Origin of the sequence: Paracoccus sp. SCN 68-21 (assembly GCF_001724535.1) — a bacterium.
GTDB lineage: Bacteria > Pseudomonadota > Alphaproteobacteria > Rhodobacterales > Rhodobacteraceae > Paracoccus > Paracoccus hibiscisoli.
In genome coordinates, this window is record NZ_MEES01000001.1 from 132370 (window position 1) to 147648 (window position 15279).

At 67.7% G+C, this 15279-nt stretch carries 14 protein-coding genes; 10 read left to right on the top strand and 4 right to left on the bottom strand.

The annotated features are described in order from the left end of the window. Positions 1-31 precede the first annotated feature (31 nt). Positions 32-481, top strand: coding sequence for an outer membrane protein assembly factor BamE (locus ABS73_RS00670; protein WP_277023021.1), 450 nt, complete (start codon positions 32-34; stop codon positions 479-481). 37 nt (positions 482-518) lie between these two features. Here ABS73_RS00670 and ABS73_RS00675 read toward each other — a convergent pair whose 3' ends face one another. Continuing rightward, positions 519-1136: a serine hydrolase domain-containing protein gene (locus tag ABS73_RS00675; protein ID WP_286693375.1), complete on the bottom strand. Its 618-nt coding sequence runs from the start codon at positions 1134-1136 to the stop codon at positions 519-521. Between the two features lie 474 nt (positions 1137-1610). Between ABS73_RS00675 and ABS73_RS00680 the strand changes: the two genes are divergently transcribed. After that, on the top strand, positions 1611-2339 hold the full coding sequence (locus ABS73_RS00680; protein ID WP_277023026.1) for an SseB family protein: 729 nt from the start codon (positions 1611-1613) through the stop codon (positions 2337-2339). Between the two features lie 84 nt (positions 2340-2423). Continuing rightward, positions 2424-3125 carry a CDP-alcohol phosphatidyltransferase family protein gene (locus ABS73_RS00685; RefSeq protein ID WP_277023029.1) on the top strand — a complete coding sequence of 234 codons (702 nt, stop codon included), beginning with the start codon at positions 2424-2426 and terminating at the stop codon, positions 3123-3125. Positions 3126-3135: 10 nt separating this feature from the next. Here the strand turns inward: ABS73_RS00685 and fucP are convergent, their stop codons facing one another. From fucP to ABS73_RS00700, 3 genes are all read right to left on the bottom strand, one after another. Further along, on the bottom strand, positions 3136-4425 hold the full coding sequence (gene fucP / locus ABS73_RS00690; protein ID WP_277023032.1) for an L-fucose:H+ symporter permease: 1290 nt from the start codon (positions 4423-4425) through the stop codon (positions 3136-3138). Positions 4426-4549: 124 nt separating this feature from the next. Continuing rightward, on the bottom strand, positions 4550-6082 hold the full coding sequence (locus tag ABS73_RS00695; RefSeq protein ID WP_277023034.1) for an alanine/glycine:cation symporter family protein: 1533 nt from the start codon (positions 6080-6082) through the stop codon (positions 4550-4552). 25 nt (positions 6083-6107) lie between these two features. Beyond that, positions 6108-6542, bottom strand: a complete 435-nt coding sequence (locus tag ABS73_RS00700) for a universal stress protein (protein ID WP_277023037.1) — start codon at positions 6540-6542, stop codon at positions 6108-6110. 349 nt (positions 6543-6891) lie between these two features. On the opposite strand from ABS73_RS00700, the gene ABS73_RS00705 reads away from it, so the two are divergent. From ABS73_RS00705 to ABS73_RS00735, 7 genes are all read left to right on the top strand, one after another. Beyond that, positions 6892-8454 carry a 2-isopropylmalate synthase gene (locus tag ABS73_RS00705; RefSeq protein ID WP_136856354.1) on the top strand — a complete coding sequence of 521 codons (1563 nt, stop codon included), beginning with the start codon at positions 6892-6894 and terminating at the stop codon, positions 8452-8454. 181 nt (positions 8455-8635) lie between these two features. Continuing rightward, positions 8636-9670 carry a rod shape-determining protein gene (locus ABS73_RS00710; RefSeq protein WP_045982734.1) on the top strand — a complete coding sequence of 345 codons (1035 nt, stop codon included), beginning with the start codon at positions 8636-8638 and terminating at the stop codon, positions 9668-9670. Positions 9671-9692: 22 nt separating this feature from the next. Beyond that, positions 9693-10631, top strand: a complete 939-nt coding sequence (gene mreC / locus ABS73_RS00715) for a rod shape-determining protein MreC (RefSeq protein ID WP_277023043.1) — start codon at positions 9693-9695, stop codon at positions 10629-10631. After that, positions 10628-11146, top strand: coding sequence for a rod shape-determining protein MreD (locus tag ABS73_RS00720; RefSeq protein WP_277023046.1), 519 nt, complete (start codon positions 10628-10630; stop codon positions 11144-11146). Before mreC ends, ABS73_RS00720 begins: the two co-directional genes overlap by 4 nt. Before the next feature lie 36 nt (positions 11147-11182). Next, positions 11183-13129 (top strand): penicillin-binding protein 2, encoded by a 1947-nt coding sequence (gene mrdA / locus ABS73_RS00725; RefSeq protein ID WP_277023049.1) that lies wholly within the window; start codon positions 11183-11185, stop codon positions 13127-13129. Positions 13130-13132: 3 nt separating this feature from the next. After that, positions 13133-14272 (top strand): rod shape-determining protein RodA, encoded by a 1140-nt coding sequence (gene rodA, locus ABS73_RS00730; protein ID WP_277023052.1) that lies wholly within the window; start codon positions 13133-13135, stop codon positions 14270-14272. Further along, positions 14253-15185 (top strand): 2-hydroxyacid dehydrogenase, encoded by a 933-nt coding sequence (locus ABS73_RS00735; protein WP_277023055.1) that lies wholly within the window; start codon positions 14253-14255, stop codon positions 15183-15185. Before rodA ends, ABS73_RS00735 begins: the two co-directional genes overlap by 20 nt. The last annotated feature ends 94 nt before the right edge of the window (positions 15186-15279 follow it).

Consider the following 15279-nt stretch of genomic DNA (forward strand, 5'->3'; position numbering starts at 1 on the left):
GCGTCAACCGCCCCAAGGAGGGAACCCGCCCATGACCGCCATCAGAACCCTGATGAAACTGGCGTTTCTGGCTGTCCTCGGGCTGGTCGCCTGTGCACCCATTGAACGCAATCACGGCTATGTCCCCCCGGATCTGGAGCTGGCGCAGGTCGTGCCGGGCCAGACCACCATGGACGATCTGCCCGGCCTGATCGGCCGCCCCTCGGCGCAGGGGCTGCTGACGGGATCGGGGTGGTACTATGTCGGATCGCGCTGGCGCCGCCTCGGCCCCGCCGCCCCGCAGGAGATCGACCGCAGGGTCGTCGCCATCTCGTTCGCGCCCTCGGGCGTGGTCAGCAATGTCGAGACCTTCGGCCTGGAGCGGGGCCGCGTCGTCACCCTGTCGCGCCGCGTGACCGACGGCTCCGTGACCGAGATCAGCGTGATCGGCCAGCTGCTGGGCAACCTGGGCAACTTCCAGGCGGGCGACTTCATCGAATAAAGCCCCCTGCGTCCGGGGGGCCATCGGCGGGGGCGGTTCAGACCGCCAGCCGGTGCAGCTGGTCGCGGTGCCCCGTGCGCCCCGATGGCAGGTCCGGGTCCGAGGTCATCGCGATGGCCATCGCGGGCTGCCTGCGCGTGGCGGGGAACACATAGATCATCTGCCCGCCATAGCCCCAGCCATAGCGCACGTCGCGCCCGCCCATCTGGCCCAGGAACCAGCCATAGCCGTATCCCTGCCCGCTGAAGATGCTGGCGGTGCGACGCTGCCAGCTTTGGTCGATCCAGGCGCGGGGCACGACCTGACGGCCGCCGGCCTGACCCTCCTGCGCATACATCGCGCCAAAGGCCAGCAGGGAGCGGGTGCACATCGCCATCTGGTTGCCGCCCAGATAGATGCCCTGCGGATCGCGGTCCCACCCGGTGATGCGGAACCCCGGCACCGGCCCCAGCCAGTCGCGCGCCACATCCAGCAGCGGGCGCCCGGTGACGCGGGTCAGGATCGCCGCGACCAGATGGGTCGAGGCGGTCGAATACTGCATCCGCGTGCCGGGGTCCTGAACGACGGGCGCGGCCAGCGCGCTGCGCACCCAGTTCGGGCTGCTGACCCATCGGCCATAGTTCTGGCCCGACTGTCGCTCCAGCCCGGCCTGCATGGACAGCAGGTTGCCAAGCGTGATCCGCGCGATCCGCGGGTCCGGGTTCGCGGGCAGGTCGCTGCGCAGCAGGGGGCCACGGGCTGATCCGCGCCCTCCAGCAGGCCGCGCCCGATGGCGATGCCCGCCAGGGCCGAGACCACCGATTTCGACGCAGACTTGATGTTCGTGGGACGGTCGGGGGTGAACCCGTTATAGCCGCGCGCGGCCAGTTCCCCCCCCTGCGCGCCATCCGCCCGCCACAGGGCGACGGCGCGCAGGGGGCGCATCTGTCCGGCCTCGGCCAGCAGGGGGGCAAGGCTGGCACGGGCCAGTCGGGGGGCTGCCAGCAGGGGCAGGGCGGCGGCGGTCAGGATCAAGGCGCGTCTTTTCATGCAGACAATATGGGACGGTCCGCGGCACTTGGGCAATCACGCTTGCGTGGGCGGGGCGGGGCCTTTACCCCTTGGGCCGTCCGCTTGGAAAGGTCCCGACATGAGCGCGCTGGATGATCTTGCCCCCGTTCCGTTCCACGATGCCGACGACCGGCAGCGGGCGCGGATGCTGTCGCGTCTGGCCGATACCGAACTGTCGGTGGCGCTGTTGCGCGAGCCCGCCCATGACCAGGTCGAGCTGCAGATCTTTGATCTTGACGGTGTCCGGATGGCGCTGGCCTGCGACGCCGAGGACCGGCTGGCGGATTTCTTTGGCCATTCCGTGGCTTATGCGGCGCTGCCGGGGCGGGTGCTGGCCGGGCTGCTCAAGGCGGACGGGGCGGGCCTGCTGGTCAATCCGGGCCACCCGTCCGAGATGATGCTGGACGCCGCCATGCTGGACTGGCTGACCGGCGCGCTGGAGGCCGCCCCGGAGGAGGCCGAGGCCCGGCTGCGCCTGACCGCGCCCGATGCGGGCGTGGCGGCCGATCTGTCCGATGCGCTGGCCGAACGGCTGGCCGACCTGCGGGGTCTGGTCGCAGGGGCGGCGCTGGTCGGTGTGGCGGGCGGTGGGCATCTGCTGGTCATTGCGGGCGCGCCCGTGGACCGCCAGCCCGCCATCGCCAAGGCCCTGGCCGAGGCGCTGGCCTTTCTGCCGCCCCAGCCCGGCGGCGTCGACATCAGCTTTTCCGACACCGCCCCGCCGCCCGGCGCGCTGCTGTTCGACCTGACGCCCCCCGCCCCCGAGGTCGAGGCTCCGCGCCCCAAGGGCCCCCCGATCCTGCGCTGAGGCCCCCCGCCGCCCTTGCCGCCCGCGCGCCGCAGGGGGCCAAGCGCGGTTGCACAGCCCCCGGCAACCTGCGACAAACCGGCCATGCACCTGCGTCACAAAGCCCTTGTCGTCCATCTTCTGACCGCCAGCGGTGCGGTCCTGTCCATGCTGGCCATGCTGGCCGCGGTGCAGGGGGAATGGGCGCTGATGTATCTGTGGCTGGTCGTGGCCTTCGTCGTGGACGGCATCGATGGCCCGCTGGCCCGCCGCTATGACGTCAAGAAGAACTGGCCCGCCTATGACGGCGTGCTGATGGACCTGATCATCGACTATCTGACCTATGTGTTCATCCCGGCCTTTGCGCTGTTCCAGTCGGGGCTGCTGTCGGGCTGGACGGGCTGGTTCGCGATCATCGTGATCGTCTTTGGCAGCGTCGTCTATTTCGCGGATACACGGATGAAGACGCGCGACAATTCATTCGCGGGCTTTCCCGGCTGCTGGAACATGGTCATCCTTGTCCTGTTCGCGACCGAGCCGCACTGGATCGTCATCCTGCTGATCGTCACCACGCTGAGCATCGCGATGTTCACCGGCATCAAGTTCATCCACCCGGTTCGCACCGAACGCTGGCGGGCGGTGTCGCTGCCGGTGGCGCTGCTCTGGGTGCTGTTCGCGATCTGGGCGGCCTGGCTGGATTTCCACCCCGGACCCCTGGCGCTGTGGGGGCTGATCCTGACATCGGTCTGGCTGCTGGTCGCGGGGGCGGTGCAGCAGATGCTGCCCGTGCGGCGCAGGCGGGGCTGAGCGCGACCCGTCAGGGCCGCGCGGCCGCCTTGCGCGTCGATCGCAGGTCGAACAGGCCGAATGCGGCCACCACCACAAAGCACAGCCCCGGCACGACATAGGCCAGCGCGGCCCCCTGCGCATCCATCACCGCGCCATGGATCAGCGGCACCAGCGCGCCGCCCAGGATCGCCATGACCAGCCCCGCCGCGCCGAACTTCGTGTCCTGGCCCAGCCCCTGCAGGGCGATGCCATAGATGGTCGGGAACATCAGCGACAGGCAGGCCGACAGCGCCACCACCGCCCAGACCCCGGCCAGACCCGGCCCGGTCGCCGCGAACAGGCACAGCGCGGTGCCTGCCACGGCCATGACCGTCAGCAGTGCGGCGGGCCGGATCACGCCCATCGCCCCCACCATCACGAAGCGCGCGATCAGAAAGACGATCAGGCTGGCCTGCAGATACCAGCCCGCCTGCGCCTCGGTCCCGCCCAGGGTGGCGATGACATAGGGGATGGTGAAGGTCCACGCGCAGGTCTGCGCCGCGACGTTGAAGAACTGCGCCACCACGCCAAAGACATAGTGCCGGTTGGACAGCAGCCGCCGCAGGGTCGGGCCGAACTGCACCCCGGCGGCGTCAGGGGCGATGGATTCGCGGTCGGTCGGGATGCGCAGCAGCGCGATGGCCACCCAGATCACCAGAAGCACCACCGCAAAGCCGACATAGGGGGTCATAACGGCCGTCAGCTCGGCCCGCTGGATGGTCTCGAGCGTGGCTGCGGGCATGGCGGCGCGTTCGGAATCGGTGGCGGGGTTCAGCTGCGGCAGGATCAGCGTCGCGGCCAGAAAGACGCCGATATTGGTGCCGACCGGGTTGAAGGCCTGTGCCAGGTTCAGGCGGCGGGTGGCGTTGCCTTCGGGGCCCATCGCGATGACGAAGGGGTTGGCCGAGGTCTCCAGGATGGACAGCCCGCCCGCCAGCAGGAACAGCGCCAGCAGAAAGAACCCAAAGGTCATCGCCTGCGCCGCCGGATAGAACAGGAACGCCCCCGCGATGGCGCAGCCCAGCCCGGTCAGGATGCCGGTTTTGTAGGAGAAGCGCCGGTTGATGAAGGCCGCGGGCAGCGCCAGTAGGAAATAGGCCCCGTAATAGGCGAACTGCACGAAGGACGCCTGCAGCGTGCTCATCGAAAAGATGCGCGAGAAGACCTGGACCAGCGGGTCCGTCATGTTCGCAGCAATCCCCCAGGCCGCAAAGCATGTGACCAGCAGCGCAAAGGGCAGGCGCATTCCGGCATGAACGAAGGGGGGCTTTGCGGGCATCGGGTTCCTCCTGTGCGGGCGCGCCGTTTGGCACAGATCGGCACGGGGGACCACCGCGAATGAGACACGGGGGCGGTCGCCCGCCCCCGTGTCCCTGCCTGGTTCGCTGGCCCGCGCGGGACCGTCAGTCGTATTTGCGGATCTGGCCCGATTTCAGGCGCGCCAGATAGCTGTTCATCTCGGCCTTGACGATGGGCATCAGCAGATACAGCGCGATGATGTTGACCACCGCCATCGCAAAGATCGCCGCATCCGAGAAGTCGATCACAGGGTCCAGACCGGCCGAGGCGCCGATGACCACGAACAGGCAGAAGATGACCTTGAACACCAGCTCCTTGGTCTGGCCCTCTCCGAAGAGGAAGGTCCAGGCCTTGAGCCCGTAATAGCTCCACGAGATCATGGTCGAGAAGGCGAACAGCACCACCGCCACCACCAGGATATAGCGGAACCAACCAAAGGCGCTGCTGAACGCGTCCGAGGTCAAGGCCACGCCGCTGTTGCCGGTGACGGTCTGGATCTGGGTGCCGGCCTCGTTCAGCACGAACAGGCCCGTGGCCGGGTCGCTGATCAGCTGGCTGGTGATGATGATCACCAGCGCGGTCATGGTGCAGATCACCACCGTGTCGATGAACGGCTCCAGCAGCGACACAAAGCCTTCGGTCGCGGGCTCCTTGGTGCGCACGGCGCTGTGGGCGATGGCGGCCGAACCCACGCCCGCCTCGTTGGAGAACGCCGCGCGGCGAAAGCCCTGGATCAGCGCGCCGATCATGCCGCCGACCACGCCGTCATTGGTGAAGGCGCCGACAAAGATCTGGCTGAAGGCGGTGCCGATCATGTCATAGTTCATGACGATGATGATCAGCGCCGTGCCGACATAGATCGCGGCCATGAAGGGCACGACCTTTTCGGTGACGCGGGCGATGGATTTCAGGCCGCCCACGATGACCAGGAACACGATGATCGCCATCACCACGCCGGTGATCCAGCCGGGATAGGCACCCACGACATTGCTGATTTGGGCATGGGCCTGGTTGGCCTGGAACATGTTCCCGCCGCCAAAGCTGCCCAGGATGCAGAAGATCGCGAACAGCACGGCCAGGATCTTGCCGCCCGGCAGGCCGCGTTCGGCGAATCCCTTGACCATATAGTACATCGGCCCGCCCGACACGGTGCCGTCGGCATATTCGTTGCGGTATTTCACCCCCAGGGTGCATTCGGTGAACTTGGACGCCATGCCCAGCAGGCCCGCCAGGATCATCCAGAAGGTCGCGCCCGGGCCGCCGATGCCGATGGCCACCGCGACGCCCGCGATGTTGCCCAGGCCCACGGTCCCCGACAGGGCGGTGGTCAGGGCCTGGAAATGGCTGACCTCTCCGGCGTCGTTGGGGTCGGAGTAATCGCCGCGGACCAGCGCCAGAGCATGGCCAAAGGCGCGCACCTGGATAAAGCCGAAATACAGCGTGAAGACGGTCGCCGCGACGACCAGCCAGCCCACGATCCAGGGAAAGGTCGTGCCCGGAAAGTTGGAAAAGATCAGGCTGACGAACCAGCCGGTCGAATTGGCAAAGATCTGGTTGACGGTCTCGTCGATGCCCTGGGCTGCGGCGGGGCCCGCGGCCAGCGCCGCAAGGGTCGCGGCTGTGATGCGTGTTTTCATTGTCATTGTCCCTGTTTCTGGCCGGTCACGGCACGATGACCACGGGCACCGGCGCAACCTGCGCCAGCGTCGCCGCGACCGATCCGAAGATGCGCGAGGCAAAGCCCGAATCGCCCATCCGCCCGATGAAGATCATCGCCGCGCCCTCGTCCTTGGCGATGCGGCACAGGGTTTCGGCGATATGGCCATAGCGCAGCGTGGTCGCGCAGGGGATGCCCGCATCCTCGACCCGCTTGACCATGGGGGTCAGGATGGCGACCTCGGCGCGCTGCAACTCCTCCTTGCGGCGGCGGTGGCGTTCCTCGACCTCGGCCGCGGTCAGGAAGCTGTAGGGCGACCACTCCAGGACATGCGCGATCAGGATATTGTCGCCCTGCGCCTGCGCGCGGGTGATGGCAAAATCCAGGGCGCGCACCGAGGCGTCGCTGCCGTCGAAGCCGACGACGATCTTGCGTGACATTGTGCCCTCATCTGTTGGTTCGTTTCTTTGTTCTCGTGCTGAAACGATAGGCAGGGTTGCGGGCCGAGGCCAGAGAAAATGTGTCGCTACAATGTGTCGCGCGCAAACTGCCGCCTGGATGGGCGGTGCAGATCGGGGCTTTTCAAGCCGTCCGCCACACGGCATAGTCCCGCCATGACCCGGATGCGCCACATCGCCACGACCCGCACCGCGCCCCAGGGCGCGCGTCTGGCCGTGCAGCTTCGCGGTCTGCTGCTTCTTACGCTGCGCTGAGCGGGTCTTCCGGGCCGCCGCTCAGTCAGGTCAGCGCCCGGAGTTTCCTTCAGACTTCGCACGAAAGACAGCACCAATGACCGAACAGAACCGCGTCGTGATCTTTGACACCACCCTGCGCGACGGCGAACAGTCGCCCGGCGCCACCATGTCCCATGCCGAAAAGCTGGAAATCGCCGCCATGCTGGACGAGATGGGCGTGGACGTGATCGAGGCAGGCTTTCCCATCGCATCCGAAGGCGATTTCGCCGCCGTGTCCGAGATCGCGCGCCTGGCGAAAACCAGCGTCATCTGCGGCCTGGCCCGCGCCCAGCTGCCCGATATCGACCGCTGCTGGGAGGCCGTGCGCCATGCCCGCCAGCCGCGCATCCACACCTTCATCGGCACCTCGCCGCTGCACCGGGCGATCCCGAACCTGGACATGGACCAGATGGCGGACCGCATCCACCAGACCGTGACCCATGCCCGCAACCTGTGCGACAACGTGCAATGGTCGCCCATGGACGCGACGCGGACCGAGCATGATTACCTGTGCCGGGTCGTGGAAATCGCCATCAAAGCGGGCGCCACGACGATCAACATCCCCGACACCGTGGGCTATACCGCGCCGCGCGAAAGCGCCGCCCTGATCGCCATGCTGCTGGAGCGCGTGCCGGGCGCGGATGAGATCATCTTTGCCACGCATTGCCACAACGACCTGGGTATGGCGACCGCCAACGCCCTGGCCGCGGTCGAGGCGGGCGCGCGCCAGATCGAATGCACGATCAACGGGTTGGGCGAACGCGCCGGCAACACCGCGCTGGAGGAGGTGGTGATGGCGATGCGGGTCAGGAATGACATCATGCCGTATCAGACCGGGATCGACACGACCAAGATCATGGGGATCTCGCGCCGGGTGGCGGCCGTGTCGGGGTTCCCGGTGCAGTTCAACAAGGCCATCGTCGGCAAGAACGCGTTCCTGCACGAATCCGGCATCCACCAGGACGGCGTGCTGAAGAACGTCGAGACCTTCGAGATCATGCGCCCCGCCGATATCGGCCTGACCGAGAACAACATCGCCATGGGCAAGCATTCGGGCCGCGCCGCCCTGCGGGCCAAGCTGGCCGATCTGGGATACGAGGTCGGTGACAACCAGCTCAAGGACATCTTTGTGCGGTTCAAGGCTTTGGCCGACCGCAAGAAGGAGGTCTATGACGACGACATCGTGGCGCTGGTCCTGGACGCCGCCGCCAACACCGCCGAGGATCATCTGCAGGTCAAGCATCTGCGCGTCGTCTGCGGCAGCGACGGGCAGTCGGCCGACCTGACCATGATCGTGGACGGCGTCGAAAAGCGGGCCGAGACGACCGGCGACGGGCCCGTCGATGCGTGTTTCAACGCAGTGCGGGAGATCTTTCCGCATGCGGCGCGGCTGCAGCTGTATCAGGTTCATGCCGTGACCGAGGGCACCGACGCCCAGGCCACCGTCAGCGTCCGCATGGAGGAGGAGGGCCGCATCGTGACCGGCCAGGCCGCCGACACGGACACGATCCTGGCATCGGTCAAGGCCTATGTCGGCGCGCTGAACCGGCTGATCGTGCGCCGCGCGATGACCGGGCGAGACACGGATGCCAAGCAGATCAGCATGTACTCCCATTAAGACGGGGCATCCCGCGCAACCGTGACGCGCGGGATGCCGCCTTTGACCGCCCTGTGGCGCATCGGGGCTTTTCCGGTGGGCGGCGTGGCTCTATACGGGGCCACGCGCGGGCGGCGATTCAGCGCAGGCGGACCATCACAACAAGGCAGGCCGGGCCAACCGGCGCGAAAAGGATACGGGCATGGCATTCGGCGGTTTGTTTTCGACCGACATCGCAATCGATCTGGGGACGGCGAACACGCTGATCTATGTCAAGGGCAAGGGCATCATCCTGAACGAGCCCTCGGTCGTGGCCTATCACGTCAAGGACGGCAAGCGCGTCGTCCTGGCCGTGGGCGAGGATGCAAAGCTGATGCTGGGCCGCACGCCCGGCAGCATCGAGGCCATCCGCCCCATGCGCGAGGGCGTCATCGCCGATTTCGACAGCGCCGAACAGATGATCAAGCACTTCATCAAGAAGGTGTTCAAGCGCACGACGTTCTCCAAGCCCAAGATCATCGTCTGCGTCCCCCACGGCGCGACCCCGGTTGAAAAGCGCGCGATCCGCCAGTCGGTCCTGTCCGCAGGCGCGCGCAAGGCCGGCCTGATCGCCGAACCCATCGCGGCGGCCATCGGCGCGGGCATGCCCATCACCGAACCGACCGGCTCCATGGTCGTCGATATCGGCGGCGGCACGACCGAGGTCGCGGTGCTGTCCCTGGGCGACGTGGTCTATGCGCGCTCGGTCCGCATCGGCGGCGACCGCATGGACGAGGCGATCATCAACTATCTGCGCCGCAACCAGAACATGCTGATCGGCGAATCGACCGCCGAACGCATCAAGACCAGCATCGGCACCGCGCGCATGCCCGATGACGGGCGCGGCGCCACGCTGATGGTGCGCGGCCGCGACCTGCTGAACGGCATCCCCAAGGAGATCGAGATCAGCCAGGCCATGGTTGCCGAGGCCCTGTCCGAGCCCGTCCAGGCCATCTGCGAGGCCGTGATGGTCGCGCTGGAGGCGACGCCCCCGGATCTGGCCGCCGACATCGTCGATCGCGGCGTGATGCTGACCGGCGGCGGCGCCATGCTGGGCGAACTGGACCTGGCGCTGCGCGAGCAGACCGGCCTGTCGATCAGCCTGGCCGACCAGCCGATGAGCTGCGTGGCCCTGGGCACCGGCAAGGCGCTGGAGTTCGAAAAGCAGCTGCGCCACGTCATCGATTACGACAGCTGATCGCGTCGCGGAGGGCGCCAGAATGGCGCGCAAGGGTCCAGATTTCGCCACTCCGGTGCGGCGCGTCCTGATCGCGGTCATGGCGCTGGCGCTGCTGGCGCTGTTCCTGTTCTGGCGCATCGACAGCCCGCGCGCCGAACAGATGCGCACCGCGATGATCGACCGCATCGTGCCGCGTTTCGAATGGGCGCTGGTGCCGGTGACGCGCGTCACGCAGATGGTGTCCGGCTTTCAAAGCTATGCCCGCATCTATGAGCAGAACCAGGAGCTGCGCCGCGAATTGCAGCGCATGTCCGCCTGGCGCGAGGCCGCCGTCCAGCTCGAGCAGGAGAACTCCAAGCTGATGGCGCAGAACAACGTGCGCATCGACCCGGCCCTGACCAGCGTCACCGGCGTGGTCATGGTCGACAGCGGGTCGGCCTTTCGCCAGTCGGTGCTGCTGAACGTCGGTCGCCAGGACGGCATCGTCGAGGGTTGGGCCACGATGGATGGGCTGGGGCTGGTCGGGCGCATCTCGGGGGTGGGGAACCGGACCAGCCGGGTCGTGCTGCTGACCGATCCGTCCTCGCGGCTGCCGGTGACGGTCCAGCCCACGGGCGAACGCGCGCTGCTGACCGGCGACAACACGCCCCTGCCGCTGCTGGAATTCGTGGAACAGGGCGACAATGTGCGCCCGGGCGACCGGGTGGTGTCCTCGGGCGACGGGGGGGTGTTTCCGCCCGGCCTGCTGGTCGGACAGGTCGCGCAGGGCAGCGACGGGCGGCTGCGCCTGCGCATGGCCGCCGATTACGAGCGGCTGGAGTTCCTGCGCGTCCTGCGGTCCCATCCGGCCGAGGCGGTGGTCGATGGCGCAGCCGTCATCCGCGGCGGCATCACCGGGCCGATCGGGCCGCAGCTGCCGACCTCTCCGGTGGATGCGGCGGCGGCCAGCGACCCGCTGGACCCGGGCACGACACCGTGATCCAGTTGCCCCGCCGCAGCTTTGTTCTGGGCACGCTGGTCTTTCTGGCCTCGGTCTGGGTGCTGCTGTTCGTGCGCCTGCTCCCGCTGTCGGGGGGCATCATGGGCTGGCCCGGCCCCGATCTGGGGCTGGCGCTGATCCTGGCCTGGGTGCTGCGGCGCCCCGACCAGCTGGCCGCCCCGGTGATCGTGCTGGCCGTCCTGCTGGAGGACGTGCTGCTGATGCGGCCCCTGGGGCTGTGGACGGTCTTTGTGCTGCTGGCCTCCGAGGCTGCACGACTGCGAGAGCCCCGTTGGCGCGATCAGCCATTCATGGTTGAATGGCTGCGCGTCGGCATCCTGATCGGGCTGGCGATGCTGGGCTATCGGCTGGTGCAGGTGGTGTTCATGCTGCCGGTATCGGCATTGGGGCAGGTGATCCTGCAGTTTCTGGCCACGGTGGCGGCCTATCCGCTGGTCGTGTTCGCGGCGCGCTGGCTGATCGGCCTGCGTCGCAGCGGACGCAACGAGACATAGCGACGAACGAGTCTGGACGGATTGGGCAGTAACGGCATGAAGAAATCCCAACGCGAGATCATGGACAGCAGCCGCCAGATCACCCGGCGGGGCCTGCTGCTGGCGGGCATCCAGATCGGCACCGTGACCACCCTGGCGCTGAAGATGCGGTCGATGCAGTTGGACCACGCCGAGGAATACCGGATGCTGGCCGACGGCAACTCGATCAAGATCCGGCTGCTGCCGCCGTCGCGCGGGCTGATCCTGGACCGCACCGGCATCATCATTGCCGGAAACGAGCAGAATTATCGCGTGACCCTGACCCGCGAGGAGGCGGGTGGCGACGTGGAACCGGTGCTGCGCCGCCTGTCGCAGCTGATCCCCATGACCGAGGCCCGCATCGCGGAGCTGATGGAGGAGTTCGGCCGCCGCAGCGCCATCACCCCCATCGTGCTGGCCGACCGCCTGTCCTGGGAGCAGTTCAGCGCCATCGCCGTCAATGCGCCGTCGCTGCCCGGCGTCACACCCGAATCGGCCCTGTCGCGGGCCTATCCGCGGGCGGGCGATTTCGCGCATGTCATGGGCTATGTCGGGCCGGTCAGCGATTACGACCTGTCGCGGATCGAGGACCCGGACCCGGTCCTGCGCCTGCCCGACTTTCAGCTGGGCAAGATCGGGGTCGAGGGCCGCATGGAGGAGGTCCTGCGCGGCAAGGCCGGCGCGCGCCGCGTCGAGGTCAACAGCCAGGGCCGAGAGATGCGCCAGCTGTCCCGCCAGGAGGGTGAGCAGGGCGCGACATTGCAGCTGACCGTGGATGCGGCGCTGCAGAATTACGCCGCACAGCGCATGGGCGAGGAATCGGCCGCCGCCGTGGTAATGGATTGCCAGACCGGAGAGCTGATCTCGATCTGCTCGTCGCCCAGCTTTGATCCCAACAAGTTCGTGCGCGGCATCAGCAGCCCGGAATATCGCGCGCTGATGGATCACGACCACCGCCCCCTGGCCGACAAGACGGTGCAGGGCGTCTATCCGCCCGGATCGACCTTCAAGATGGCCACCCTGATGGCGGGGCTGGAGGCGGGGGTGATCAACGCGGGCACCCGCTATTTCTGCCCCGGCCATACAGAACTGGGGGGCCGGCGGTTCCACTGCTGGCGGCGCGGCGGACATGGCACGGTCGACGCGATCAAGAGCCTCGAGGAAAGCTGCGACGTCTATTATTATGAACTGGCGCAGCGCGTGGGCATCGACCGCATCGCCATCATGGCGCGCAAGCTGGGCCTGGGCGTGCGCCACGACCTGCCCATGTCCGCCGTGGCCGTGGGGATCGCGCCTGACCGCGAATGGAAGATGGCCCGCCACGGCCAGAGCTGGCAGGTCGGCGACAGCCTGAACGCGTCCATCGGGCAGGGCTTCGTGCTGGCCTCTCCGCTGCAGCTGGCGGTGATGACGGCGCGCATCGCCTCGGGGCGCGAGGTTCGGCCGCAGCTGGTGCGCTCCATCGACGGGGTGCGCCAGGCGGTGCCGGACTACCCGGCCCTGGACATCAGCGAGGGGTCGCTGCGCGTCGCGCGCCTTGGCATGGATGCGGTGATGAACAGCGCGCGGGGCACGGCGCGCAGCTCTCGGATCACGCGCGAGGATTGGCGCATGGCGGGCAAGACCGGCACCAGCCAGGTCCGCAACATCACCGTGGCCGAACGCGCGCGGGGCGTGATCTCGAACGATCAGCTGCCCTGGGCACGGCGCGACCATGCGCTGTTCGTGGCCTATGCGCCCTATGAGGCGCCGAAATACGCCATCTCTCTGGTGGTCGAACACGGGGGCGGGGGCTCGACCGCGGCGGCGCCCATCGCGCGCGACATCCTGCTGTTCGCGCTGAACGGCGGGCTGCCGCCGCTGGACGCGGTCCCGTCGGAGGCGCGCGCAGGCCTGGAGGCCCGCCACGAGGCCATGCAGCTTTTTCAGCCCGAGGCCCCGCGCCCCGGCCGCAGCAGGGCGTAAGCGATGTCCTATCTCGACTATCAGGTCGCCCAGGTTCCGACCGGGTTCCGCAAGGTCCTGTATATCAACTGGCCGCTGGTCCTGCTGATCACCGCCGTCTGCTGCATCGGGTTCCTGATGCTGTATTCGGTTGCCGGCGGGCGCATGGACACCTGGGCCGAACCACAGATGATCCGCTTTGCCATCGGCATGGTGGTCATGCTGGGCCTGGCCTTCGTGCCGATGTGGTTCTGGCGGGGGATTTCGGTGGCGGCCTATGTGGTCTGCTTCCTGATGCTGGTGGCGGTCGACATGTTCGGCGTCATCGGCATGGGCGCGCAGCGCTGGATCGACATCGGCCCGATCCGCATCCAGCCGTCCGAGCTGATGAAGATCGCGCTGGTTCTGCTGCTGGCAGCCTATTACGACTGGCTGCCGCTGAACCGGGTGTCGCGGCCCCTATGGGTGCTGGTGCCGGTGCTGCTGATCCTGGCGCCGACGGGGCTGGTGCTGATGCAGCCGGACCTGGGCACCTCGATCATGCTGGTGGCGGGGGGCGGCATCGTGATGTTCGCGGCAGGCGTGTCGCTGTGGTATTTCGGGGTGGTGATCGGTGCCGCCGTGGGTCTGGTTGTTGCGATCATGCGCAGCCGGGGCACCGATTGGCAGCTGTTGCGCGACTATCAGTTCCGCCGCATCGACACGTTCCTGGACCCGACCTCCGACCCCTTGGGCGCAGGCTATAACATCATCCAAAGCCAGATCGCCCTGGGGTCGGGCGGCCTGTCCGGGCGGGGCTTCATGCAGGGCACGCAGTCGCGGCTGAATTTTCTGCCCGAAAAGCACACCGATTTCATCTTTACCGTCCTGTCAGAGGAGTTCGGCTTTATCGGGGCCTCGTCGCTGCTGGTCCTCTACATGCTGATCCTGGGCTTCTGCATCTATTCGGCGCTGACCAATCGCGACCGCTTTGCCAGCCTGATCACCCTGGGCATCTCGGGGACGTTCTTTCTGTATTTCGCCATCAACATGGCGACCGTGATGGGGCTCTTGCCTGCCAAGGGCTCTCCGCTGCCGCTGGTCAGCTATGGGGGGACGTCGCTGATGATCCTGATGCTGGGGTTCGGCCTGGTGCAATCGGCCCATGTCCACAGACCGAGGTGACACGATGAAGGTCCGCTTTTCCGCCCGCGACGGGGCATGGGACGAATGGGCCCCCGCCCTGCGCGCGGCGCTGCCCGAAATGACCCTGTCGCGCGATGGCGATCCGGCGGGGTTCGACGCGATCATCTATGCGCCGGGTGGCGACATCACCGATTTCACCCCGTATCGCAACGCGCGCCTGATCCAGAGCCTCTGGGCCGGGGTCGAGCGGATCGTGGGCAACGCGACCCTGACCCAGCCCCTGGCGCGGATGGTCGATCCGGGGCTGCAGCGCGGCATGGCCGAATACTGCACGGGCTGGGCGATGCGGGCGCATCTGGGCATGGACCGCTATGCCCAGGACGGCACCTGGCGCAACGGTCAGGTGCCGCCGCTGGCGGATGCGCGGCCGGTGACGGTGCTAGGGATGGGCGCGATTGGGCAGGCGGTGGCGGCTATGCTGGCCGGGATCGGGTTTCCGGTCACCGGGGTCAGCGCCTCGGGGCGGGCGGTGCCGGGGGTGTCCGTGCTGCCGGTCGCGGCGCTGGACCAGGCGCTGGCCGGGGCGCAGATCCTGATCTGCCTGCTGCCCGACACGCCCGCCACGCAGGGCCTGCTGGACGCGCGCAGGCTGGCCCTGCTGTCGCAGGGGGCGTGGCTGATCAATCCGGGGCGCGGCACGCTGATCGACGACGCGGCCTTGCTGGAGGCGCTGGACCGGGGGCGCCCGGCCCATGCGGTGCTGGACGTGTTCCGGGCCGAGCCGCTGCCCGCGGATCATGCCTTCTGGTCCCACCCCGCGGTCACGGTGACCCCGCATATCGCGGCGGAGACCCGGCCCGAAACGGCCGCGCCGGTGGTGGCGCAGAACCTGCGGCGGGTGATGGCGGGCCAGCACGCGCTTTATCTGGTTGACCGCCAGCGCGGGTATTAGAGCATTTCGCTTTTAACCTGACACATAGCCTGCAGCGTGGAAGTAGTTCCAGCATTCTTCGGGTGAGAACATGCTGCAGATGTCACCAAGGGCT

Coding starts and splice junctions, on each gene's coding strand:
- ABS73_RS00710 (WP_045982734.1), top strand. CDS start 8,636: ATGGCATTCGGCGGTTTGTTTTCGACCGACATCGCAATCGATCTGGGG.
- ABS73_RS00670 (WP_277023021.1), top strand. CDS start 32: ATGACCGCCATCAGAACCCTGATGAAACTGGCGTTTCTGGCTGTCCTC.
- ABS73_RS00685 (WP_277023029.1), top strand. CDS start 2,424: ATGCACCTGCGTCACAAAGCCCTTGTCGTCCATCTTCTGACCGCCAGC.
- ABS73_RS00680 (WP_277023026.1), top strand. CDS start 1,611: ATGAGCGCGCTGGATGATCTTGCCCCCGTTCCGTTCCACGATGCCGAC.
- ABS73_RS00700 (WP_277023037.1), bottom strand. CDS start 6,542: ATGTCACGCAAGATCGTCGTCGGCTTCGACGGCAGCGACGCCTCGGTG.
- rodA (WP_277023052.1), top strand. CDS start 13,133: ATGTCCTATCTCGACTATCAGGTCGCCCAGGTTCCGACCGGGTTCCGC.
- mrdA (WP_277023049.1), top strand. CDS start 11,183: ATGAAGAAATCCCAACGCGAGATCATGGACAGCAGCCGCCAGATCACC.
- mreC (WP_277023043.1), top strand. CDS start 9,693: ATGGCGCGCAAGGGTCCAGATTTCGCCACTCCGGTGCGGCGCGTCCTG.
- fucP (WP_277023032.1), bottom strand. CDS start 4,425: ATGCCCGCAAAGCCCCCCTTCGTTCATGCCGGAATGCGCCTGCCCTTT.
- ABS73_RS00675 (WP_286693375.1), bottom strand. CDS start 1,136: ATGCAGGCCGGGCTGGAGCGACAGTCGGGCCAGAACTATGGCCGATGG.
- ABS73_RS00695 (WP_277023034.1), bottom strand. CDS start 6,082: ATGAAAACACGCATCACAGCCGCGACCCTTGCGGCGCTGGCCGCGGGC.
- ABS73_RS00735 (WP_277023055.1), top strand. CDS start 14,253: ATGTCCACAGACCGAGGTGACACGATGAAGGTCCGCTTTTCCGCCCGC.
- ABS73_RS00705 (WP_136856354.1), top strand. CDS start 6,892: ATGACCGAACAGAACCGCGTCGTGATCTTTGACACCACCCTGCGCGAC.